Below are 21,706 nucleotides of genomic sequence, written 5' to 3' on the forward strand. Positions count from 1 at the left end.
ATTCGCCGCCGACGCAAGGAAAAGCCGATAACAGTTGCGTAACAGCGGTCGGCAATGTGAAGCCTCACATTGCGCGGCGCCGGTGCCGCGCCGCCGGCCCGGCCCCGCGGTCTCGCCGCCGCTCCGTGCACCATCCGTCGGATCGGCGGTGCCCGTGTCAACTCCCGTGCCCCGGCGGTCGACACCCGCACCGCCGATCCGACCGATGGATGCCGCACGGGTCGACGCCCCTCGGATGTGACCGGTGCCACCGGTGGTGCCACCGACCGAGCCGCCGGCCGCTAGCCTGACTGCGGAGGTCGCATGAGCCAGGATGCGCGCAGTGCCGAGTCCCGCATCGGCGTCCGAGAGGTCGCCGCCCATGCCGGGGTGTCGTCGCAGACGGTGTCGCGCGTGCTCAACGCGCACCCCCACGTGCGCGCCGAGACGCGTGAGCGCGTGCTGCAGTCGATCGCCGACCTCGGCTACGTCGTCAACAACGCCGCCCGCGCACTCGGCACGGCGACGACCCGCACGATCGGCGTCATCGCGAGCGACTCCGGTCTCTTCGGGCCCGCCGTCGGCATCGCCGCGCTCGAGGCGGCGGCACGCGCCGCGGGGCGCTGGATCTCGACCGCGCACATCGACGCCTCCCGCCCTGACGAGGTCGACGACGCCGCGCGGCACCTGCTCGCGCAGGGGGTCGACGGCATCGTCGTGGTCGCGCCGCACACCGCGACGCTGCCGCGCATCCGCGAGATCGCGCGCGGGCTCCCGGTGGTGACGCTCCACGCCGCGACGGGCGAGGGCGCGCAGCAGGATGCCGCGGCGCTCGCCGTCGCGCACCTCGCCGACCTCGGCCACCGCCGCATCGCCCATCTCGCCGGACCCGCGCAGTGGCAGGAGGCGATGCTCCGCGGACAGGGGGTCGAGGCCGCGCTCGCCGAGCATCACGCCGCCGGGCCCCGCTGGGAGGGCGACTGGTCGGCGGCGGCCGGCGCTCGCCTCGCCCCGGAGATCGCCGCGGCGGTCCGCGCGCCCGGCGGGCCGACCGCGATCGTCGTGGCCAACGATCAGATGGCGCTCGGGCTCGTCGCGGGGCTGCGCGCCGCCGGCATCCGCGTGCCCGACGACGTCAGCGTCACGGGCTTCGACGACAACCCGGATGCCGCCTACTACCGCCCCGCGCTCACGACCGTGCGCGTCGATGTCGCGGGGGAGGCGCGCGCCTGCATCGCCGCCCTGATCGGTGACGCGGAGGCCGCCGCGATGGCGCCCGCGACCCTCGTCGCCCGCGCGTCGACCGCCGCGCCGCCCGCGCCGTCATCGGCGCCGTGACGCCGCACCCCACCGGGGTCGCGCGTCGCGACTGTTACCGGTAACATGACGTGACCAGCCAGGCACGAGAACCAATGGAGGAATCCGTGGCCCACCCCGCGCACGCCGCTGCCGAGCAGATCCGCACCGGTCGCACCACCCTCGGCATCGAGCTCGGGTCGACGCGCATCAAAGCCTGCCTCGTGGATGCCGACGACCCCACCGTCGTCCTGGCCGTGGGCTCCCATGCGTGGGAGAACGAGTACGTCGACAAGCGGTGGACCTACTCGCTGGATGCCGTCTGGTCGGGCCTGCGGGCCGCCTACGCCGACCTCGTCGGCGACGCGCGGGCGCGTCACGGCGTCTCGCCCTCGACCTTCCAGGCCATCGGCGTCTCCGCGATGATGCACGGCTACCTCGCCTTCGACGACGCGGGGGCGCTGCTCGTGCCCTTCCGCACATGGCGCAACACCGACACGGGGGCCGCGGCGGCCGAGCTGAGCGAGCTGCTCGGCGTGAACATCCCGCTGCGCTGGTCGGTCGCGCACATCCGCCAGGCCGTGCTCGACGCCGAGCCCCACGTCGCGCGGCTCGCGCACGTGACGACCCTCGCCGGCTACGTGCACGCCCAGCTCACCGGCCGTCGCGTGCTCGGCGTCGGCGACGCATCGGGCATGTTCCCGATCGACGCGCACGCCGTCGACTACGACGAGGCCCTCCTCGCCCGGTTCGACGCCCTCGCGCCGGGCGTCATCCCGCCGCTGCGCGCCCTGCTGCCCGAAGTCCTCCCGGCGGGCGTCGACGCCGGCGCGCTCACCCCGGAGGGGGCGGCGCTCCTCGACCCGAGCGGTGCGCTCGAGCCCGGCATCCCGCTCTGCCCGCCCGAGGGAGACGCGGGCACCGGCATGGTGGCGACGAACGCCGTCGCGCCGCGTACGGGCAACGTCAGCGCCGGCACGAGCATCTTCGCGATGGTCGTGCTCGAGCGACCCCTGCAGCACACCCACCACGAGCTCGACCTCGTGACCACCCCGGTGGGCGACCCGGTCGCGATGGTGCACTGCAACAACGGCGCGAGCGAGCTGGCCGCCTGGGCGGGCATGTTCACGCGGTTCGCGGCGCTGTCCGCACCCGGCGCGGATGCCGGAGCGGATGCCGACGTCGACAGCGACGCCGTGTTCGACGTGCTCTTCCGCGAGGCCCTCGCCGGCGACGCCGACGCCGGCGGCCTGCTCGCTTTCAACCACCTCGCGGGGGAGCCCATCGCGGGCCTCGCCGAGGGGCGGCCGCTGTTCGTGCGCACGCCCGACAGCGCGTTCACGCTCGCGAACGTCATGCGCGCCCAGCTGTACGGCGTGTTCGGCACGCTCGCCCTCGGCATGCGCGTGCTGGATGCCGAAGGCGTCGAGCTCGACCTGATGTTCGCGCACGGCGGCATGTTCCGCACCGCGGGCGTCGCGCAGCGCTTCCTCGCGGCGGCGCTCGGCGCTCCCGTCGCCGTCGGCGACACGGCATCCGAGGGCGGGGCGTGGGGCATCGCCGTGCTCGCCGCCTTCGCGGCGTCGGGCCGCGAACGACTCGCCGACTACCTCGACGAGGTGGTGTTCGCGGATGCCGCGACGGTCGTCGCCGAGCCCGACCCTGTGGACGTCGCCGGGTTCGCCGCCTACCTCGACCGCTACCGCGCCGGCCTCGCCGTCGAAGCCGCCGCCGTCGCCCACCTCTGACCCGCGCGCGCCGCGCACCCGAACTCCTCACACCTCTCTCACCCCAGAAGGAGCATCATGACCCTCTCCACCGCCCTGGACGGCTACACCGTCTGGTTCGTGACCGGCAGCCAGAACCTCTACGGCGAGGAGACGCTGCGCCAGGTCGCCGAGCAGTCGCAGCAGGTCGTCGCGGGCCTTGCGGGCCTCCCCGTGACGATCGAGTGGAAGCCCGTGCTGAAGGACTCCGGCTCCATCCGCCGCCTGGCCCTCGACGCCAATGCCGACGACAGCGTGATCGGCGTCGTCGCGTGGATGCACACCTTCAGCCCCGCCAAGATGTGGATCGCGGGGCTCGACGCCCTCCGCAAGCCGCTGCTGCACCTGCACACGCAGGCCAACGTCGAGCTGCCCTGGGCCGACATCGACTTCGACTTCATGAACCTCAACCAGGCCGCCCACGGCGACCGCGAGTTCGGGTACATCCAGACCCGCCTGGGCGTGCCGCGCAAGACGGTCGTCGGCCACGTCTCCAACCCCGAGGTGCAGCGTCAGATCGAGGTGTGGCAGCGCGCCGCCGCGGGCTGGCAGGCCGCGAAGACGCTCAAGCTCGCGCGCTTCGGCGACAACATGCGCTACGTCGCGGTCACCGAGGGTGACAAGACCGAGGCTGAGTTGCGTCTCGGCGTGCAGGTGAACACGTGGGGCGTCAACGAGCTGGCCGAGGCCGTCGCCGCGGCGTCCGACGCCGACATCGACGCGCTCGTGCAGGTGTACCTCGACGAGTACGACGTCGCCGACGAGCTCCGCCCCGGCGCCGCGCGTCATCAGTCGCTGCGCGACGGCGCCGCCATCGAGGTGGGCCTGCGCTCGTTCCTCGAGGCGGGCGGCTTCGGCGCGTTCACGACCTCGTTCGAAGACCTCGGCGAGCTGACGCAGCTGCCCGGACTCGCCGTGCAGCGCCTCATGGCCGAGGGCTACGGCTTCGGCGCGGAGGGCGACTGGAAGACCGCGATCCTCGTGCGCGTCGCGAACGTCATGGGCGCGGGCCTCCCCGGTGGCGCGAGCCTCATGGAGGACTACACCTACGACCTCGTCGCGGGTGACGAGAAGATCCTCGGCGCCCACATGCTCGAGGTGTCGCCCTCGCTCACGACCGAGAAGCCGCGGCTGGAGGTGCACGAGCTCGGGATCGGCGGCAAGGCCGACCCGGTGCGCCTCGTCTTCACCGCCGACCCCGGTCCCGCCGTCGTCGTCGCGATGAGCGACATGCGCGAGCGCTTCCGGCTGACCGCCAACGTCGTCGAGAACGTCACGGCCCCCGACCTGCCGAAGCTGCCCGTCGGCCGCGCGATCTGGAAGCCCGCCCCCGATTTCGCCACGAGCGCCGCGTGCTGGCTCATCGCCGGGGCCGCGCACCACACCGTCATGACGACGGCGGTCGGCATCGAGGTGTTCCAGGACTTCGCCGAGATCGCCGGCATCGAGCTGCTGGTCATCGACGACGACACCACCGTGCGCGGATTCCAGCGCGAGGTGCGCTGGAACCAGGCGTACTACCGTCTCGCGCAGGGGCTGTGATGGCGGCCCCGGCATCCGGAACCCCGTACGCGATCGCGTACGGCGCGTACACGGCCGAGATCGCCTCGGTCGGGGCGTCGCTGCGCACCCTGCGTCACGACGGCCGTGACCTCGTGCTCGGGTTCGACGTCGACGAGGTGCGGCCGGGCTTCCGCGGCACGACGCTCGCGCCGTGGCCCAACCGCATCGTCGACGGCGTGTACACGTTCGCCGGTGAGCGATACGAGACGCCCCGCACCGACGGGGGTGGCCGTGCCAACGCGCTGCACGGGCTGGCGTCGTGGCTCGACTACGACGTCGTCGCGCAGGATGCGGCCAGTGTCACGCTCGCCGCCGTCATCGTGCCGCAGACCGGCTATCCCTGGCGCATCCGCGTCGAGACGACGTACGCGCTCGCCGACGACGGTCTCACGCAGTCGGTGACCCTCACCAACGAGAGCGCGGATGCCGCCCCCGTCGGCACGGGTCCGCATCCGTACCTGGTGGCAGGGCCGGCCCCGCTCGACGAGTGGGAATTCGAGCTGCCCGCCGCGCAGGTGCTCGAGATCGCCGGGGAGCAGATGGTGCCCGTCGGGCCGCGTGCCGTGACCGATGAAGCCGACCGCTTCGACCGTCGCGCGCGTCGTGCGCTCGGCGACGTGCAGATCGACCACGCGTTCACGGGGCTCGAGCGCGACGGCGACGAGGTCGCCACGGTTCGGGTGCTCGACCCCTCGGGCGTCGGAGTGCAGATGACGTGGGGGCCGGAGTGCCCGTGGGTGCAGGTGTACACCGGTGATCTCCCGGGCGGGGCGTCGACGCCCGGCAATCGCGCGGGTATCGCCGTCGAGCCGATGACCTGCGGTCCCGACGCGTTCAACGCCGCGACGTACGCCTACGACACGGGCCTGCGCGTGCTGGAGCCGGGGGCGGCGCTGACGGCATCCTGGCGCATCGGCGCGATCTGATCCGGAACAGGCGCCGCCCTCGGCTCCCCCCGAGTCGGGGCGGCGGCGCCCACACCGGCACTGTCAGGTCAGTGCTGGTGCCCGATCTCGAGCGTGTGGCGCGAGTGGTCCGGAGCCAGTCGACCGGCCTCCGTGGAGGCCAGGGCCGGCGTGACGGCGGCGGCCACGACGACCGCGCCGACCAGGAGGCCGCTCACGCCGACGCGGCGTGGAGCAGCCTGCGTCGTGCGGCGGGGCTGTGCCGCGCGACGCAGCCCGAGGATCGAGACCGCGAGGGCGATCTCGAGGGCGACGCCGACCGCGAGCGCGGCGACGCTGACATGGGCGGGGTCGACGGCGAGAGCCGCGGCCATGGCCAGGATGCCGGCGACCGCGAGGGTCAGCGCGAGGCGGTGGCGGCGCACGCCGCGGGCGAGCCACACGACCCCGGCGACGAGGGTCGCCGCACCGATCGTGGCGAGGCCCACGCCGACGGCCCGCGGCCCGGGACCGACGTCGCCCATGATGACGCCGGCCCCGAGTGCGAGCTGCACCAGGCCCGCGCCCCACGCGGCGAGCGTGGGCCACGAGCCCGTGAAGCGCGCGGCGGCCATCAGGCCAGCGCGCTCCGGTCGGCGCCGCGCTCGGCGCCGACACCGACGCCCAGCAGCACGATGGCGCTGGCCAGGTGCAGGAAGTGGTCGAACGTGTTCAGCGCGAGGATGTTCGCCGCGGTGCCCACGAGGAAGAAGCCGACGACGCCGAGCAGCAGGTAGGCCGCACCAACGGTGACGTTCACGGCCTTCGCCGCGCGCGCCGAGACGAGGCCGGCGATCAGCAGCGCGCCGCCGATGAGCAGGTGCGCGACGTTGTGCAGCGGGTTGACCTCGAAGATGCCGAGCAGCAAGCCGCCGCTGGTGGAGATGAAGCCGACGCCGCCGGTCACGGCGAAGCCGAGCAGCCCGACGAGCAGGTAGACCGCGCCGAAGATCGTGGCCACGAGGCGGTTGGGGGAATTGCGCATGACAACCTCCGATGTTCCGTGCGGCGGGTGCCGCGTCTCTGGAGGTTCGGAGGCATCACGTGATCGGATTGCGCGGATGCCGATTCCGGCATCCGCGCCGGAGCTCGCCGCATCACGAAGGGCCCCGGGAATCCCGGGGCCCTTCGCCTGCAGAGGGTGCGGGTCACTTGTCGCCGCGCAGCTCCTCCTTGATCTCGTTGCGCTTCTCGACCGAGTCCCGCTCGGCCTCGGCCTTCTTGACGTTCGCCTCGGCCTTGTGCTCGTCGACCTTGTCGCCGATGCGGTCGGCGGTGTCTTCGAACGCCTCCTTCACCTTGCGCCCGGTCGTCTCGGCGACTTCCTTCGCGTCATCGAGGAATCCCATGTCGTTTCTCCTTCCGTGAGGACGTGCCCCCAGGGGCCTGACACTGACACGCTAGGCGCCGCTCTCGCGCGCGGGAACGGGGTTGACACGTCGTATGCCGTCTGACAGCAGTGTCAGCGGCGCGAGTGCCGTGTACCTCCGCCGGTGAAGCTCGGGAAAGTTCCGCCCTCCGGGTCGATCCCGCGGCATCCCGGTGCCTAGGATCGAGGGGGAGGGATCGGTGGCGGAGCACAAACGCATGCGCACCCGCGACGTCGTCGCGGAGGGGCTGTACATCGCGTCCGCCGCGACCCGACTCACGCTGAAGAACGCGATCCTCGTGCACATCCTCGCCGAGGGGGAGGACTTCGACGAGGAGCGGTACGTCCCCGAGGCGCGCGAGGCGCTGCTGGCGCTCGCCGCCGAGGCCGAAGACGACGCCGAGCGCACCGAGCGGGAGCGTAAGACCGCACGCGGCCGGTATTCGGACTCCAGCGGCACGCACGACTACCGCAGCCGCGACGTGCGCAATCTCCGTCGCCGGAACAAGCAGAGCCTGCACGTCGCGAAGGAGCTGCGGGCGCGCGCCGAGAACGACGTCGAGCTGCACAAGCTCATCGCCGACGCACGGGATGCCGCGTGGCACGAGGTCGCCGGAAACATCGACCGTGTGCTGCGCATCGAGGCGGCGCGCCCCGACCTCGACCCCGATTACGACCGCATGCGGATCGCGCGGATGCAGGCGCTGCGACTCGTCGACCTGCCCAGACTCCGGTCGCGGCGGCGCAGCATGCAGAAGCAGCAGGAGCTCCGCGAGGAGGGTGTCGAGCCCGCCGATGTGCAGGTGGCGCGCGGCGGCTTCGACCCCGCGGAGCTCGAGTGAGGCCTCGATTCGTCGTATCGGCGAAGCGTGTTGTAAGCTGATCCCCGGCCTTCGCGAGAGCGGAAGTCATGCGCCCGTAGCTCAATGGATAGAGCATCTGACTACGGATCAGAAGGTTAGGGGTTCGAGTCCCTTCGGGCGCACACTGTGTTGAGACAGTAAACGATCGAAAACCCGCGGAATTCCGCGGGTTTTCGTGGTTTCTGGGGGAGCGTCGAGGCCGGCTGATTCCGCCTGACCAGGCTCCGGTCGCGTTGATTACGTCTGAGCGCTCGAATTCCGCGTGATTCCGCGGCGCGCGGGGCCTCGAGCGTGCCGCCCACCAAATCTCAATCAGAGCGCATGTGTGTACCTATGTGTGCACTAGATGGAGGCGGAGCAGATGCCCTGGGAGGTGCGATCGTCGCGCCCTCATCGGGCATGAGATCGGTCGGGCTATACGGGCACTTGGGATCGCGGGCGAGTCAGACTGAGTAGCTCACCTGGCTCGGAGCGCGATACACGACCGGCCCGCGTGCTCATGTGATCACGATCGTGGCCGCTGCTGATGTCACGGCCACTAATAGGGTGATGCCATGTCCGATGACCGACAGAATTTGCTCGCGCGCCGAGAGATCGTCGTCGCTCACATGACTGTGCTGGAGCGACTCGAAGAGCTCGTTGCCCTTTGCTCGACGGTCGCCGGCGATCCGCACGAGCTGCGCAGCGCGGTTTGCGAGACGTTCGAGCTCAGCCCAGTCGCTGCCGACGCCGTCCTGGCCTTGCAGGTCCGACGGTTCACGCCGTACGAGAGAAGAAGGATCCAGGACGAGCTCAACGACATCGATCTACGGTTACGTCGGGCGACCGGCACGTAGGCCGACCGGCATCCGGGCGCAGATGTACCTACCAACTGGGCTCAGCGCTCTGCGGAGTCCTCACTCGCGATCCATAGACTGCAGACTCATCGCTTGCGCGGCGCGATCGCCCGCCGCCGCATTGCGCCAATGCTGCCAACGAGTGGCAAGGTAGGCGGATCGATCCGGCGCGATGAACTTGCTACGGACGATGCCGCTCTCAAAGTCGAGCAGTCGTTCGGCCGTCTCCATTAGCAGAGGCCCGGACTCGAACGTGGGCGCGAGGGCCCACAGGGTAGGGCCATCAGACGTCTGCGACACGGTTATGGAGTCGCGCAGCTTGGGGTCTGGCCGCAGGGAGTCGAACGTCCGAAAGTTCTCCGCTGCGCGACGCATGAAGTCGCGCTTCTGCCGTAGGCGCGCCGGATCCTTGTGGGGCGACGTGACTCTCTCGAACTCGGATTGACGGCCATAGATGAGCACGTACTGCGGGGCTAGTGGGCGGTCCCGAAACTTGTCTGTCCCCAGGTATGTCTCCCGGAACCCGGATTGGTTCTCCGGCTGCGAGAACCAGACCTTCCAGTCCGCGAGCTGATCCAACGCTTCGGAGAATTCCTTGGTCGGGCGCCCGCTTCGCTTGAACCAGCGCCGATCTGGCTTCTCGATCTCGATCAGGATGGGCGTAATCAGTCCGGACGATCTTGTCACCCACATGAAATCGGGACGTCGCTGCTTGCCGAGCCCGTGCAATGGCGCTTCCCGCACCACTGCTCCCATCTCAGACCCGTGATGACCGCCAGGGCCAACGTCCCCCGATCCGCCCGGGATGAAGCTCGGGTGGAACTCCAACCACTTCTGAACCGCTTCCTCCGCAGGGCTCGAAGCAAGCAGGGCTCGCCACTCCGCCATTGCGCGCTGCTCGTATTCAGCCCAGTCGAGGGCGCGAGGCCGCGACGGATCCGTATCGGCCGAGTGAGATGAGAAGTTCACAGGTTGAATCTAGAACGCCGGACAGATGACCGGCTAGGACGCACGCTCGTGGCTTCAGGGATGACCGTGAGGGACCGGCTCTCGCGCGACGTTTTGATCGGAGTTCGCCGCTCATCGTGTGTCGACGACGCTCCAGTTCCCGGCCAAAGCGACGCGTCGTTTTGGCAGGAATCTCAAGCGTCGCCGACAATCGTGTCGACGCTCGGTTCAGGCCCCGAGGCTCCCTGGGTTGCAAGCTCACCATCTGGCTGAAGAAGTGGCCCACGCTACCCTGACGAGATTCGCGCTTCACGCCGCCGCCTCATACTCAATCACCTGCGGGCACGGTCCGTCCACGCGACGGGCATGTCACGCGTGCTCGATACCCTGTGGGTGTGAGTGAACAGCCGCAGTGGAGGCCGGTCGTCCCGAATGGACGAGAGGATGTGCTGACAGAGGGATTCCCCGTCTACCTGCGTGAGCCCATTTATCCCTGGCTGTCTGCGCGGGCAGGAGTGGAGAGCGACTGGGCGAAGGCCGACTTCTTCGTTGACTTTCAGAACGCGGCCAAGACCGACATCGGATTCAGATCTGGCGGATACCACAGGTGGCGCGACACGATTCTGCCCAAGTTGAGGCAGGTTGACGATGGCGTGTTCACCAATCTCGTTCACTACGGTCTCAGCAGGCAACGCATCTCTCAGGGCACGCAGGCGCTACCCATCGAAGATGTGCTCAGCCGTGGCGGTTCAGCATGGACAGTGATTCGGGTGGGAGATCACGCCGCCCTCACCCAACGTGTCCCCGCCGGCGTGAGAGAAGCGATGGGTGGTGTACTGACCGCCACGGACGTAGCATCACGCAAACTTCAGGAAGCCTGGACAGATGCGTACGGAGTGAACCCCCGCCCATCGGTCGCATTCGGCCACGCGGTGGTCGCGGCGGAGACTGCCGCGCTATCCGTCATCCGTACCGCGGTGCCGGAACCCACGCTCGCCAACCTGTTCTCGATACTCGAAGCCGATGATCCCAACTGGACGCTGGTCTTTCGCGACAGCGACAAGGCGCCCGGCGCGAAGACCCTCGCGGCGATGCTGCGCACCCTCTGGCGAGGACACGAAAGTCGGCATGGGAGACCGGATTATGCGGACGCCACGCTCGACGAAGCCAGGGCGGCTGTGGTCCTTGCAGCGACGCTCGTGCAGTGGTTCACGACCGGAGTCGTTCGGCCTGCGCACTAACTGTCGGTCGCGGGCATACTCCGAACGAGGAGGCCATCTCGAGCCGCGCTGTCTTCGAAGCGCCACCCGCTTGCGCGCAAGCGAGCTCTGTGTGGTTCGCAGGCGAGCAAATCGACGTCCGCTGGAAACTGCATTACACGTTTGCGAGTTGGGACAAAAGGCACCGCTGAACTCTTAGATCACGCCTTTCCAGGCGGAAAACGGTCCGACACCGAAGGGCCTTCGTGGCGGCGCGGGCTCACGCCGAGAGAATGTCGAACATGAGCGCCTCGAACTCCTTGCCGATCGATCACCCCATCACGTCGTCGGATCAAGATGTTCTCGGCCGTGCCGTGGTGGCACGTGACTTTGCACGCTCCGTCAGAGACCTAGATTCCTCGCAGGGAGTCGTCGTGGGTGTTCTCGGCGCGTGGGGCCACGGGAAGAGTTCTTTTGTCAACCTGATGCGAGAGGAGTTCGCAGAAGCGCCGGAGCTGGCAGTAGTCGAGTTCAATCCTTGGGTCTTCTCCGGTGACCAGCAACTGACTGACGTCTTCTTCAGAGAGATCGCTGCCGAACTGAGGCTGAAGGACCACACCAAGTTCGGAGCTATCGCGGAGGGACTCGACAAGTACGGCGACGTGCTTAGCCCGCTCGCAGTAATCCCGTGGTTCGGCAGTTGGTTCGACCGAGCGTTCAAGGCGACCAAGGCTGCGACCACCTGGTGGAACGATCGCAAGAAGGGCAGCCGGACTTTCAGAGAGACAGTCTCCGATGCACTGAAGAAGCTTGACAAGCCCGTCGTCGTCGTCATCGATGATATCGATCGACTGACCACCAACGAGATACGCGATATTTTCAGACTGGTTCGCCTGACAGCGAGCTTCCCGAATGTGATCTACGTCTTGGCCTTTGATCGGCGTCGGGTTGAACAAGCGCTCAGCGAGGACGGCGTGCCGGGGCGCGCTTACCTCGAGAAGATCCTGCAGCTCAGCTTCGACGTGCCCATGATTCCGACCGAGGTCCTTCGCACGCAGGTATTCGAGCGGCTTGACGCCGTTCTACAGGACGTAGAGGGACTTCGCTTCAGCGAAGCCATATGGCCGGACGTCTACGCCGAGATCATCGATCCTTTGATCAGCAGCCTTCGCGACGTCACGAGACTTGGACTCTCCGCCCGACCGACTCTTCGTGCGCTCGGTCAGCAGATCGAGGCAGTCGATCTTCTCGCACTCGAGGCTGTGCGTGTCTTCCGGCCCGAGATCTTCCAGGCGCTGCACGCGTCTCGTCTGGCGTTGACCGAGACCCAGAGCTTGTGGGGCCGCACTCAGGATCCCATGCGCAAGGCGGAGATCGACGAACTGCTGAAGGCCGCTGACAAGGATGACGGCCTAGTGCGAGCACTCATCAAACAACTCTTCCCGGCCGCCCGTTCTTACATTGAGAACAACTCGTACGGACCCGACTGGATCGATACGTGGAAGCGGGAGCATCGAGTCGCGTACATCGGCTATCTGGATCTGTACTTCGGCCGGACGCTACCTTCGGACCTCGCGTCCTTTCAGCACGCCGAGCGCGCGTATGACCGGATCACGGACAGTGAAGCTCTTGGCGAGTATCTGGACTCGTTGCCGAAGCCGGATCTGGAGTCAGTAATTGCCGGGCTAGAAGTCTTCCAGCGGGACTACCCCGAAGCGGCGGTGGTACCGGCCTCCGTAACCTTGCTCAACCGGATCAGTGAGATGCCGGAGCGCCGCAACCGAGGCATGTTCGACATCATGCGAGCGGATGTCGTCGTTACGCGCGTCGTCATTCGTCTCCTCCAACGTCTGGATGACGAAGCCGCGAGAGAGGATGCGGTACGTGAAATAGTTGCCGGAGTGCGGTCCTACTCATCGCAGGAACTGCTGATTCGCAGCGTCGGGCGCGTCGAGGACCCGAGCAACGCGCTGATCTCCGTGGAGGCCACGGCACAACTCGATGAAGACCTCGCCGCCAGGGTGAAGGCGACGCCGCCCCCCGAGCCGGAGAAGGAATGGGGCCTGTTTCGTGTCTGGTGGTTCGTCGCGGGACGCGACGGAGACGAGTACTCTGCACCGGGGCTAACTGATGCCGCTGAAGTTCGAGCTCTGATCCAGTCGGCTCGGTCGGTATCTCGCGCGCAGTTCATTGGCTCTCGACACGTCAGGGAGGAGGATCGATTGGCGTGGGAGGGTCTGGTGAGAGTGGTCGGCGGTGAAACGAAGCTCACGGAGGCGATTCGTCGGCTCCGGAGTTCGGATGGCGACTCGCCGCTCGTGCTGCTCGCAGAAAAGTACGCGGCCGGTTGGCGGCCGGACGACTCCTAAGAAAAGCTGCGCACGTACTGACGTATGGGGATCGCGATCGCCCGCGCGTAGGCCAGCTCGCGACGGACCTCATACGGGTGAAGCCCACCTACGGATCGCGATCGACTGCTCTCGCGACCTCACGGGCCATCTCCTAACCGGGCAATGTCCGTTTACGGATCAGGATCCTGGCGCCTCGCGACGGCTCCGCGAGTTAGCCCTCCTGGTTCGGTGACTGCAGGGCAGAAAGAACGCCGGACAGGTTCCGACTCGTCAAGACGAAGTCCTCCACGGTGGCATCTGTGAGATCCACGGTATCCGCGGTATGGACGATTCGATTCCTCAATTGTTGGAGCCCGTTCATTACCTTCGCGGTGTCGCCAGAGATCAGATCTTTGGCCAAAAGCTCGCGTGAGAGAACGCCTAAGTTTGTCCGAGGTATCAGTCCGAGTCTGCCGGCCAGCGCCGTGGCTTCTCGCTCCACTGCTGACCAGGCTGTGAGGACTCGTCCAAGCCGACTCTCGCGGTCCGATCCCTGCAGTGGATCCTCAGTTTGAGACTGTGCTTTTCCCTTCAGCTCAGGCAATTGGACCGATTCTGCAGCGAGCTGATCAGCGTCACCCTCGAGCTCGATCGCTACGCCCCACCCGGATCCCTTGCGAATGCGGCTGATCAGGGCACGCAAACTGCGCCGGAATATCAGGACGCCGACCACAACGACGGCGGGCCACACGAGAACCTTCAGATACTCGAGGACGAGAAGTGCGATCTCCATGGGCCAAGTGTGCCGTGACTTGCCGACCGTCGAGAAACGAAGAGTCCCGGTGGGAGGACGCGGCGGAACGCCGCCCGCGACTCCCCTCAAACGAGCAGTGCCCGTTTGAGGATCGTGATGACTCAGTTCAGGTCGATGACGATGCGTCCGTCGTCGAGGCCCTTGTCGCCGGGGCTCGGCGCAGGAGCCGGCATTTCGATCTGAGCCTCCCACTGCGCGTGCGCGTCTTCTGCCGACGGCCGCCTCACGGCGTCAAGCGCGGAACCGAGGCCGCCGCCGATGTCCTTCTCCCAGCGTCTCCGCATATCGCGATGGATGAACGGTGCGAATGCGACCAGACTCGCCGTCGCAACTGCGATGACGGCAACCGCGATCATCAAGCCAGCATCCACCCGGTCATTGTCCCACCGGCCAGTCGGCGCGCGCGTCCCCACCTCACACGGGCAATGCCCGCAAAGGGATCGCGACTACTCCCCGGAGAGCGAGGTCTCGACTTCAGCGTCGGAGATCACATCGATGGCTCGACTCGCGGTACGCGCCCTGACAGCACTAGCGATGCCTTCATTGAGTGCCACGACGACGACGCGTGCGTCTGCGAAATCTGTGTTCTTGCGAACGCGTTCGACCCGGCGAATCACCTGTTCGATCTGCGTAGTGGATGCGGAAGACACCCACCTCTAGGATCGTCGTTCTGCCGTTGCGCTACGGTTGCGCTACGGTTGCGCGGCGGATTACGGGACGACAGTCGCGGAGACCAACTGCAGGAAGCCGCCGCTCGTCTCGTCGTTAATCGTCTTCTCGACGTTCTCGACGACCATCTCCACTCGGGTGCCGTCGGTCCAGCCGGCGGCGTCCGACTGGTTCGCAAGGTACACCTGCAGGTCGTTGGCGCCGCCGAGCGCTGAGAGGTTGACGGCGTAGTCGCCGGTCACCGTGCTCATCCAGTACTGGCTGCCGGTGAGCTCGCCGGTGAACCGGAACCGCTCACCGACCTGGATCCCACCCATAACCCGATCGGTCTTCGGATCACCCTCACGGATCTGTGGACGCGGTACCAGGTGCCGCTGTTCATCGTGGAGAACGGACTCGGCGCGAGCGACAGGGTAGAACCAGACGGATCGATCGACGACCCGTACCGGATCGAGTACTTGCGGCTGCACCTGCAACAGGTCGCCGAGGCACTCGCCGACGGCGTGGGCCTGTGGGGCTACACGACGTGGGGTGGCATCGACATCGTCAGTGCCTCGACGTCGCAGATGAGCAAGCGCTACGGGCTCATCTACGTCGACTTGGACGACGACGGCGCCGGCACCGGTGGCCGCACGCCGAAGGCCAGCTTCGACTGGTACCGCCGACTCATCGCCGGCGACACCACCCTCCTTCGGGACTGACGATGGTGGTGTCCGGTGCGACCGCCACCGGACACCACCACCGGACGGCCTACGCGGATCTCCGCGGGTGACCGGCGCGCGGCCCTGGTGAGCGCGTCTCTCAGCTTTCGTGGAGCAGCTCGAGCGCGTTGTCGAGGAAGGCGACCGCCCCGTCGCTGTCGGCGCGGACGAGCGTCATCGCCGCCACCACGTGTGCGGTGCACGCCGTCGCCAGACGCCCGGCCGCCGCCGGGGAGAGCTCCGGCCGGGCAGCACCGACTCCGCGTGCGATGGCGGAGCTGAGCTCTTCGCGGTAGGCGCGCACGACGTCCACGAGCGCCGCATCGTCACCGCTCGTGGACGTGGCCGTGTTCAGCAGCAGGCAACCGTGCGCGGCCAGGGGAGTGGTGGGAGTCGCCATCGCGGCGCGCAGTCCTGCGAGATAGTCCTCGAGTGCATGGGGGGAGACCGTCTGGTCGCGCAGCGGCGCGAGGCGCGGGCGCACGATCACATCGAGGTACGCGTTCACGACGGCATCGAACAGCCCGCGCTTGCTCCCGAAGCTGTGATAGATGCTGGAGCGGCTGAGCCCGGTGGCGCGTTCCAGATCGGGGACGGCGGCCGCCTCGTAACCGAGGCTCCAGAATGCGCCGAGCGCGGCGTGCGCCGCGTCGTCTTCTACGAATGTGCGCGAGCGACCCACGATGCCTCCCTTTGTGGAATGGTCGTATCAGTATATATTGGAACGAACGTTACATAATTCAGGAGCACTCATGTTCGTCCTCGGACTCGTCTTCGCGGCACTCGCCGCACTGCTTCACGTCTACATCTTCTGGATAGAGTCGCTCGCCTGGGACGGTCCGCAGGCGCGCCGCACCTTCGGTGTTCCCGACGCCGAGATCGAAGCCACCCGACCGTTCGCGTACAACCAGGGCTTCTACAACCTGTTCCTCGCGATCGCCGCGATCATCGGCATCATCGTGGCCGTCGCCGGCGTGCCCGCCGTCGGGCTCACCCTCGTTCTCGTGGGTACCGGATCCATGCTCGCCGCGGCACTCGTGCTGCTCCTCTCCTCGCGAGACAAACGTCGCGCCGCGATCACACAGGGCACGCTGCCTCTGCTCGCGGTCGCCGCCACCGTCATCGGTCTGCTGGTCTGAGCAGCCCGCCGCCCCACCCATCCCGAGAGAAAGGCTCGCCATGCGCGCACTCGTCCACGAATCCTTCGGCGACCCCGCCGTCGTCCTCCATGTCGCCGAGGTCGACACCCCCGAGCCCGAGGCGGGTCAGGTGCGGGTCCGTACCGTTCTCAGTCCGATCCACAACCATGATCTCTGGACGATCCGCGGCACGTACGGGTTCAAGCCCGAGTTGCCGGCACGTGCGGGCACCGAAGCGATGGGCGTCATCGACGCGCTCGGAGACGGCGTGGAGGGACTCCGGGTCGGCCAGCGCGTCGTCACAGGCGGCACCTTCGGCGTGTGGGCCGAGTACTTCACCGCGCCCGCGGCAGCCGTCATCCCTGTTCCCGACGCGATCGACGACGAGTCCGCCGCCCAGCTCGTCTCGATGCCCTTCAGCGCGATCAGCCTGCTCGAGTACCTCGATGTGCGTCCCGGAGAGTGGATCGTGCAGAACGCCGCGAATGGCGCCGTCGGCCGACTCGTCGCCCAGCTCGCCGAGGCGCGCGGGGTGCGCGTGCTTGGCCTCGTCCGTCGTGCTGATGGCGTCGACGAACTCGCCGGGGCCGGCATCCGGAATGCGGTCGCGACGGACTCCGAGGACTGGAAGCAGCGCGTCGCCGAGCTGACCGGGGGAGCGTCCGTCGTCGCCGGGGTCGATTCGGTCGGTGGCCGCTCCAGTGGCGAGGTCGCCTCCCTCGTTGCGGAGAACGGCACGTTGGTCGTCTTCGGCGCCATGGCATCGCCCACGATGGAGCTGCCCTCGGGGGCGATCATCTTCAACCAGCTCACCGTCAAGGGATTCTGGGGAAGCAAGATGAGCGCGGCGATGGAGCCCGCCCATCGCGCCGCGCTCATCGGCGAGATCATCGCGCGCGTCGCGGAGGGAACGCTGGCGCTGCCGGTCTCGGCCGTCCATACGTTCGACGACGTCTCTCAGGCCGCTCGCGCGAACTTCGAGCCCGGCCGAGTCGGCAAGCTGCTGCTGCAGCCGTAGCCACGCGCTGCGAGTTCGCGGGCTACGATCGCCTCATGGGTCGTGATGTCGTGGACGGCAGCGCGCGGTACCGGCATCTGGAACCGCCGATCCCGTTCGACCAGATGGTCGAGTCGGTCGACGTCTCGGAGCGCTTCGCCGGTCCCGACGACGGATACCGTGAACAGGAGTGGCTGATCCGTCACGTGATCGGCTGAGTGGCCGCGATCGCCGTCGGGAGCATCCCTCATGAGTAGGAAGCCCACGGTGCTGTTCGTGTGCGTGCACAACGCGGGGGCGGTCGCAGATGGCGGCGGGATTCCTGCAGGATCTCGCCGGAGACCGTATCGACGTCCTGTCGGCGGGATCCGAACCCGGCGACCGGCTGAACCCCGTCGGCGTCGAGGCGATGCGCGAAGAGGGCATCGACATCGCGTCGAACGTCCCGACGCTGCTGACCGTCGACGCGGTGCGGGAGTCGGATGTCGTCATCACCATGGGGTGTGGTGACGCCTGCCCGATCTTCCCGGGCAAGCGCTATGAGGACTGGCAGTTGGACGATCCGGCGGGGCAGCGCATCGACGTGGTTCGCCGCGTCCGTGAGGAGATCCGGGGGCGGGTCGTGGCGCTCGTCGGCGAACTCGTGCCTGCGGACTGACGGCCTCGGACGTGCAGCCGCCGTCAGATCTCGTCGGTCCAGTGCAGGTGTGGGTCGCTCTGGTGTGCCGCCGAGATGACCGGTTGTAAGCGTTGGCGTCGGGTCGTGAGGGCGGCGACGGCGTCGTCGTCAACCAGCTCCGGGGTTCCCGGCGGGGCGTCCATCGTCACGATCTGACTCGCCGGGCCGATGAGGATCGTCGCCGTCGTGCGGCGTCCGTCGGTCAGCACGGGCACTGTCACCGTGTCGGCCTCCCGGGCGTCGGCCAGCGCCCGCCCGAGCGCCATCACGGCGTCGGCGATCGCGTCCCCAGTGATCAGCTCACTCCCGGCGTACAGGATCCGTCGCATCGCCGGTCTCCTTCCTGGCGGCCGTCGTCACGCCGCCAACACATTTCCAGGGTGCGCGCTCAGCACTCGGACGGGCAGGGGGTTGTTCCGTCGCCGGCGCGCGTGTACAGCGCTTCAGCCGCGACCTTGGAACGGGCGCCGCGCCGCGAGGGAGGCCACGGCCGTCTCGAAGTCGAGGGACTGCAGTCGCTCTTCGGCGTGCGCGTAGCGGGTGCCGGCGAGCGCGACGAACACGGCTCCGACGACGTCGACGAATCCGACCACCTCGTCGTCGACGAGCACCTCGTAGGTGTCGATGTCGATGAGGCGCCAGTGGACGCCCCGACCGTCCGTCGAGTCCGCTTCGTGCTGTCGGGATGGCAACTGCTTGAGGGTATCGGCCACTGCGACGCTCAGTCGGGGGGACGCTGCGGAGTCGTCGGTGGTGAACATGAGGTGACCGTAGTTGCGCCCGGCGCGCACAGGACGGGGATTGACCCCGTCGTCCTGAGGAGCTACGTGCGACGCCCACCCCACCGGTCGTTGAGCGAGGAGCGCAGCGACGAGTCGAAACGCCTTGAACGTCAGGCGGTGGTGAGCACTCACGCGTCGGCGTCGATGAGCTCCAGCAGTTTGCGCAGCTCGTCGCGGATCTCGTCGTGGTCGAACTGACCGGCTCGGCTCTCCCCGGCGATCACGCCGGAGCGATGCGCCTTCACGCGCTCCGTGGCGTGCGGTTCTCGGCGCTGATCATCCAGGCGAACTGCTCGAGCTTCTCGATGATCTCGTGCAGGATGTCGGCGCTCGTCGGGTCTTCCTCGTCGACCGCGTCGTGCACGTCGCGGCAGGTGGAGACGGTGTCCTCGAGGCGCACGGTGACGAGGTCGATGACGTCGGTCGTCGCGATCTCGCCGTGCGGGAACTCCGGCAGCGTCGTCGTCTCGGCGACGGTGTCGCTGCGACCGTCGGGAAGGGCGTGCAGCGCCCGCATCCGTTCGGCGATCGTGTCGCTGAACTCGCGCGCGGCCTCGATGATCTCGTCGAGTTGCAGGTGCGTGTCGCGGAAGTTCGTGCCGACGACGTTCCAGTGCGCCTGCTTTCCCTGCGACGCGAGTTCGACCAGGTCGACGAGCACCTTCTGCAGGTTGTCGCTGAGCGCGGCGGATGCAGTGAACCCCGACTCCGCATTCTGCTCGTCGGTGAGGCGGGCGCCGTGCGCCGGCTTGCGCTTGTTCTTCGTCGTGCTCGTGTTCTTCGTCGTGGTGGTGGCCATGCGTGCAACGCTACGAGGGCTGCCCGGCATCCGCCGGGGGATTGCGGGTGCGATAGGCGGGTGCTAGTCGGCGTCGAACTCGCGGCGCAGATACTTCGGCGCCTGAACGCGCCAGGCCTCGGTGACGAGCTCGGCGAGGTGGTCTGATGCAATGCCGGCCATGCGGAATGCGACCTTCGGCTCGCCCCAGCTCGTGGTGGTGCGAAGGAACACGTCGGGCGCCATCTCGACGAGGGCGAGCGCGTCGATCCGGTCGGCGACCTTCACGCCGACGACCAGCTCCGACGCGATGATCTCGCGGACGTCGGGCGGGATGCTCGGCCAGGGATGGCACTCCCACGCGAAGAGCTTGCGGCGGACGAACCAGGCCGCTCCGCCGGTCGTCTCCCGTTCCTCACTGCCGGGCAACGTCGCGGCGACGGCGCGCAGATCATCCAGGGTGGTCACGCGGGAAGCCTACGATGCGCGTCCGACACGTCGGCCCGCCCGATACGATGCCGGGATGACCACCTCGACTCCGATCGACGTCCCGATCGGCGGCGACGGCATCCGACTCGGGCAGTTCCTGAAGTTCGCCGGCCTGCTCGACTCGGGCGGCGACGTGAAGGAAGCCATCATCGACGGGTACGTCACCGTCAACGGCGAGGTCGACCGGCGCCGCGGGCGGCAGCTGGTGATCGACGACGTCGTCGGGTACGACGGGCGACTCGTCCGCGTCCGCCCGTAGGCGGCGACGCGGTGAGGGTGCGCAGCGCGCACGTCGACCCGCATCGCCGCCGGCGGTGTCACGCGGCGGCAGGCACCTCGTCGAGCGAGTGGAACACCGGGATTCCCCGCGCACGGGCGATCGCGACGTCCTGGTCGGCGCCGCGCGACTCGCCGGGCAGGCGCAGCACCGCGTCGCAGTGCTGCAGCAGCCGCTCCGCGGTGGGATACATGACCTCCGCCGCGAGCGGATCGGCGGGTCCGGACGCGCCGGCGCTCGAGAGCACCGGAAGCGCCACCCACTCGCCGATCATGGGGAGGTGGCCGGCGCGGAAGAGCGGCCACGCCGCCTCTTCGAGTCGCGCGAGGTTCCGCGCCATCAGCGCAGGGTCGCCGCCGGTTCCGGATGCGTACGGACCAGCGATCAGGATCATCATCGGTTTGCTCATACCATGCACGATATCGCAGAATCGTGAAAGAACAGGAAGGAACGTGCATGCTTGCCGCCGCCCGTAAGGAACTGCTGCTGGACCGCCTGCGTCGTGACGGCAAGATCGTCGCCAAGGAACTCGCCGTTGAACTGGGGCTATCCGAAGACAGCATCCGACGCGACCTGCGCGAATTGGATGCGGCGGGGCTCGCGGTGCGCGTCTACGGCGGAGCGCTGCCGGCATCGCCGGCCGTTGTGGACTACGCCGGGCGGCAGTCGGTGTCGCCGGAGAGCAAGCGACGCGTCGCCGCGGCGGCGGTCGCTCTGATCCCGCCCGGGGCAACGGTCATCCTCGACGGCGGTACGACGACGCGGGCGCTGGTCGACGCGCTGCCCACCACGTTCGACTGCACGATCATCACCCACAGTCCGACGATCGCGGTCGCCCTGCTCGACCACGCCGCCGAGGTGATCCTCATCGGGGGCACGCTGTTCAAGCACTCGGCCGTCGCCAGCGGCGCGGCCGCGGTCGAGGCGGCGAACCGGCTCAGCGCCGACCTCTTCTTCCTGGGCGTCACGGGCGTGCACCCGGAGCGGGGACTGACGACCGGCGACGCCGACGAGGCCGCGATGAAGCGGGCCCTCGCCACGCGCGCCGCCGAGACCTACGTGCTCGCGAGCGACGAGAAGCTCGGTGCCGTCTCGCGCTTCGAGGTGCTTCCGTTCGCGGAGATCGCCGGCATCGTCTGCGACGGGGCGGATGCTGCCGCCACGGTGGGCGGCCTCCGCGCCGAGGGTGTGACGATCATCGACGCCGCCGGGGCGTGACCCACCACGTCCGCAGGCGGCAGGAAGCGCTTGCCACCCGTCGCAGGCGACCGTGCACCTCGCCGGTCGC

The 21,706-nt window shown here is 68.2% G+C and carries 27 protein-coding genes, 1 tRNA gene and 1 pseudogene; 16 read left to right on the plus strand and 13 right to left on the minus strand.

What is annotated here, in order from left to right; genetic code table 11:
• Positions 1-303: 303 nt before the first annotated feature.
• The 4 genes from C7474_RS03355 to C7474_RS03370 all read left to right on the plus strand — a co-directional run bounded on the left by C7474_RS03355 (position 304) and on the right by C7474_RS03370 (position 5,530).
• A complete protein-coding gene (locus C7474_RS03355) occupies positions 304-1,317 on the plus strand; it encodes a LacI family DNA-binding transcriptional regulator (RefSeq protein WP_121057517.1) in 1,014 nt (337 codons plus the stop codon).
• A 74-nt stretch (positions 1,318-1,391) separates the two neighbouring features.
• Positions 1,392-3,023 (plus strand): xylulokinase, encoded by a 1,632-nt coding sequence (locus tag C7474_RS03360; RefSeq protein WP_121057518.1) that lies wholly within the window; start codon positions 1,392-1,394, stop codon positions 3,021-3,023.
• A 57-nt stretch (positions 3,024-3,080) separates the two neighbouring features.
• Entirely contained in the window at positions 3,081-4,583 is a 1,503-nt protein-coding gene (gene araA / locus C7474_RS03365; RefSeq protein WP_121057519.1) for an L-arabinose isomerase, read from the plus strand.
• Positions 4,583-5,530, plus strand: coding sequence for an aldose 1-epimerase family protein (locus C7474_RS03370; RefSeq protein WP_121057520.1), 948 nt, complete (start codon positions 4,583-4,585; stop codon positions 5,528-5,530). Before araA ends, C7474_RS03370 begins: the two co-directional genes overlap by 1 nt.
• Positions 5,531-5,598: 68 nt before the next feature.
• Here C7474_RS03370 and C7474_RS03375 read toward each other — a convergent pair whose 3' ends face one another.
• The 3 genes from C7474_RS03375 to C7474_RS03385 form a co-directional block, all read right to left on the minus strand.
• Positions 5,599-6,123, minus strand: a complete 525-nt coding sequence (locus C7474_RS03375) for a hypothetical protein (protein WP_121057521.1) — start codon at positions 6,121-6,123, stop codon at positions 5,599-5,601.
• Positions 6,123-6,533, minus strand: a complete 411-nt coding sequence (locus tag C7474_RS03380) for a DUF4383 domain-containing protein (protein WP_121057522.1) — start codon at positions 6,531-6,533, stop codon at positions 6,123-6,125. The genes C7474_RS03375 and C7474_RS03380 overlap by 1 nt, the downstream gene beginning before the upstream one ends.
• A 163-nt stretch (positions 6,534-6,696) precedes the next feature.
• Positions 6,697-6,897: a hypothetical protein gene (locus C7474_RS03385; RefSeq protein WP_121057523.1), complete on the minus strand. Its 201-nt coding sequence runs from the start codon at positions 6,895-6,897 to the stop codon at positions 6,697-6,699.
• Between the two features lie 238 nt (positions 6,898-7,135).
• Between C7474_RS03385 and C7474_RS03390 the strand changes: the two genes are divergently transcribed.
• From C7474_RS03390 to C7474_RS03400, 3 genes are all read left to right on the plus strand, one after another.
• Positions 7,136-7,759, plus strand: a complete 624-nt coding sequence (locus tag C7474_RS03390; RefSeq protein ID WP_241965079.1) for an asparagine synthase — start codon at positions 7,136-7,138, stop codon at positions 7,757-7,759.
• A 70-nt stretch (positions 7,760-7,829) separates the two neighbouring features.
• Positions 7,830-7,902 (plus strand) — tRNA-Arg (locus C7474_RS03395).
• Between the two features lie 432 nt (positions 7,903-8,334).
• Entirely contained in the window at positions 8,335-8,616 is a 282-nt protein-coding gene (locus C7474_RS03400) for a hypothetical protein (RefSeq protein WP_121057525.1), read from the plus strand.
• 60 nt (positions 8,617-8,676) lie between these two features.
• Here C7474_RS03400 and C7474_RS03405 read toward each other — a convergent pair whose 3' ends face one another.
• Positions 8,677-9,585, minus strand: coding sequence for a Shedu anti-phage system protein SduA domain-containing protein (locus tag C7474_RS03405; RefSeq protein WP_147436674.1), 909 nt, complete (start codon positions 9,583-9,585; stop codon positions 8,677-8,679).
• A 374-nt stretch (positions 9,586-9,959) separates the two neighbouring features.
• On the opposite strand from C7474_RS03405, the gene C7474_RS03410 reads away from it, so the two are divergent.
• Together C7474_RS03410 and C7474_RS03415 are read left to right on the plus strand one after the other, a co-directional pair.
• Complete coding sequence (locus C7474_RS03410) at positions 9,960-10,805, plus strand: hypothetical protein (RefSeq protein ID WP_147436675.1); 846 nt, start codon at positions 9,960-9,962, stop codon at positions 10,803-10,805.
• Between the two features lie 260 nt (positions 10,806-11,065).
• A complete protein-coding gene (locus C7474_RS03415) occupies positions 11,066-13,132 on the plus strand; it encodes a KAP family P-loop NTPase fold protein (RefSeq protein ID WP_158597296.1) in 2,067 nt (688 codons plus the stop codon).
• A 193-nt stretch (positions 13,133-13,325) separates the two neighbouring features.
• Here C7474_RS03415 and C7474_RS03420 read toward each other — a convergent pair whose 3' ends face one another.
• From C7474_RS03420 to C7474_RS03430, 3 genes are all read right to left on the minus strand, one after another.
• Positions 13,326-13,886: a hypothetical protein gene (locus tag C7474_RS03420; RefSeq protein WP_121057529.1), complete on the minus strand. Its 561-nt coding sequence runs from the start codon at positions 13,884-13,886 to the stop codon at positions 13,326-13,328.
• Between the two features lie 122 nt (positions 13,887-14,008).
• A complete protein-coding gene (locus C7474_RS03425) occupies positions 14,009-14,278 on the minus strand; it encodes a hypothetical protein (protein ID WP_121057530.1) in 270 nt (89 codons plus the stop codon).
• A gap of 339 nt (positions 14,279-14,617) precedes the next feature.
• A complete protein-coding gene (locus C7474_RS03430) occupies positions 14,618-14,893 on the minus strand; it encodes a hypothetical protein (RefSeq protein ID WP_121057531.1) in 276 nt (91 codons plus the stop codon).
• 33 nt (positions 14,894-14,926) lie between these two features.
• Here C7474_RS03430 and C7474_RS03435 point away from each other — a divergent pair, with 33 nt between their 5' ends.
• A complete protein-coding gene (locus C7474_RS03435) occupies positions 14,927-15,277 on the plus strand; it encodes a family 1 glycosylhydrolase (RefSeq protein ID WP_338418389.1) in 351 nt (116 codons plus the stop codon).
• Between the two features lie 100 nt (positions 15,278-15,377).
• On the opposite strand, the gene C7474_RS03440 is transcribed toward C7474_RS03435, so the two are convergent.
• Positions 15,378-15,959 carry a TetR/AcrR family transcriptional regulator gene (locus tag C7474_RS03440; protein WP_121057533.1) on the minus strand — a complete coding sequence of 194 codons (582 nt, stop codon included), beginning with the start codon at positions 15,957-15,959 and terminating at the stop codon, positions 15,378-15,380.
• Positions 15,960-16,029: 70 nt separating this feature from the next.
• Here C7474_RS03440 and C7474_RS03445 point away from each other — a divergent pair, with 70 nt between their 5' ends.
• The 4 genes and pseudogenes from C7474_RS03445 to C7474_RS03455 all read left to right on the plus strand — a co-directional run bounded on the left by C7474_RS03445 (position 16,030) and on the right by C7474_RS03455 (position 18,071).
• A complete protein-coding gene (locus C7474_RS03445) occupies positions 16,030-16,416 on the plus strand; it encodes a DUF1304 domain-containing protein (protein WP_121057534.1) in 387 nt (128 codons plus the stop codon).
• Positions 16,417-16,456: 40 nt separating this feature from the next.
• Complete coding sequence (locus tag C7474_RS03450) at positions 16,457-17,434, plus strand: zinc-binding dehydrogenase (protein WP_121057535.1); 978 nt, start codon at positions 16,457-16,459, stop codon at positions 17,432-17,434.
• Positions 17,435-17,469: 35 nt separating this feature from the next.
• Complete coding sequence (locus C7474_RS14980; protein WP_158597297.1) at positions 17,470-17,631, plus strand: hypothetical protein; 162 nt, start codon at positions 17,470-17,472, stop codon at positions 17,629-17,631.
• 31 nt (positions 17,632-17,662) lie between these two features.
• Positions 17,663-18,071: pseudogene (locus C7474_RS03455) on the plus strand (arsenate reductase ArsC).
• 23 nt (positions 18,072-18,094) lie between these two features.
• Here C7474_RS03455 and C7474_RS03460 read toward each other — a convergent pair.
• The 4 genes from C7474_RS03460 to C7474_RS03475 all read right to left on the minus strand — a co-directional run bounded on the left by C7474_RS03460 (position 18,095) and on the right by C7474_RS03475 (position 20,120).
• Positions 18,095-18,421: a hypothetical protein gene (locus tag C7474_RS03460; RefSeq protein WP_121057536.1), complete on the minus strand. Its 327-nt coding sequence runs from the start codon at positions 18,419-18,421 to the stop codon at positions 18,095-18,097.
• Positions 18,422-18,535: 114 nt separating this feature from the next.
• Positions 18,536-18,853, minus strand: coding sequence for a hypothetical protein (locus tag C7474_RS03465; protein WP_121057537.1), 318 nt, complete (start codon positions 18,851-18,853; stop codon positions 18,536-18,538).
• Positions 18,854-19,115: 262 nt separating this feature from the next.
• Positions 19,116-19,673: a Dps family protein gene (locus C7474_RS03470; protein ID WP_121057538.1), complete on the minus strand. Its 558-nt coding sequence runs from the start codon at positions 19,671-19,673 to the stop codon at positions 19,116-19,118.
• A 63-nt stretch (positions 19,674-19,736) separates the two neighbouring features.
• The gene (locus C7474_RS03475; RefSeq protein WP_121057539.1) at positions 19,737-20,120 is read right to left on the minus strand and encodes an MmcQ/YjbR family DNA-binding protein; all 384 of its coding nucleotides are present in this window, start codon (positions 20,118-20,120) and stop codon (positions 19,737-19,739) included.
• 55 nt (positions 20,121-20,175) lie between these two features.
• Here C7474_RS03475 and C7474_RS03480 point away from each other — a divergent pair, with 55 nt between their 5' ends.
• Positions 20,176-20,400 carry an RNA-binding S4 domain-containing protein gene (locus C7474_RS03480; protein ID WP_121057540.1) on the plus strand — a complete coding sequence of 75 codons (225 nt, stop codon included), beginning with the start codon at positions 20,176-20,178 and terminating at the stop codon, positions 20,398-20,400.
• 58 nt (positions 20,401-20,458) lie between these two features.
• On the opposite strand, the gene C7474_RS03485 is transcribed toward C7474_RS03480, so the two are convergent.
• On the minus strand, positions 20,459-20,827 hold the full coding sequence (locus C7474_RS03485; RefSeq protein WP_241965080.1) for a DUF4406 domain-containing protein: 369 nt from the start codon (positions 20,825-20,827) through the stop codon (positions 20,459-20,461).
• A gap of 47 nt (positions 20,828-20,874) precedes the next feature.
• Here C7474_RS03485 and C7474_RS03490 point away from each other — a divergent pair, with 47 nt between their 5' ends.
• Positions 20,875-21,636, plus strand: coding sequence for a DeoR/GlpR family DNA-binding transcription regulator (locus C7474_RS03490; RefSeq protein ID WP_121057541.1), 762 nt, complete (start codon positions 20,875-20,877; stop codon positions 21,634-21,636).
• Positions 21,637-21,706 lie beyond the last annotated feature (70 nt).

Origin of the sequence: Microbacterium telephonicum (genome assembly GCF_003651225.1) — a bacterium.
Lineage (GTDB): Bacteria > Actinomycetota > Actinomycetes > Actinomycetales > Microbacteriaceae > Microbacterium > Microbacterium telephonicum.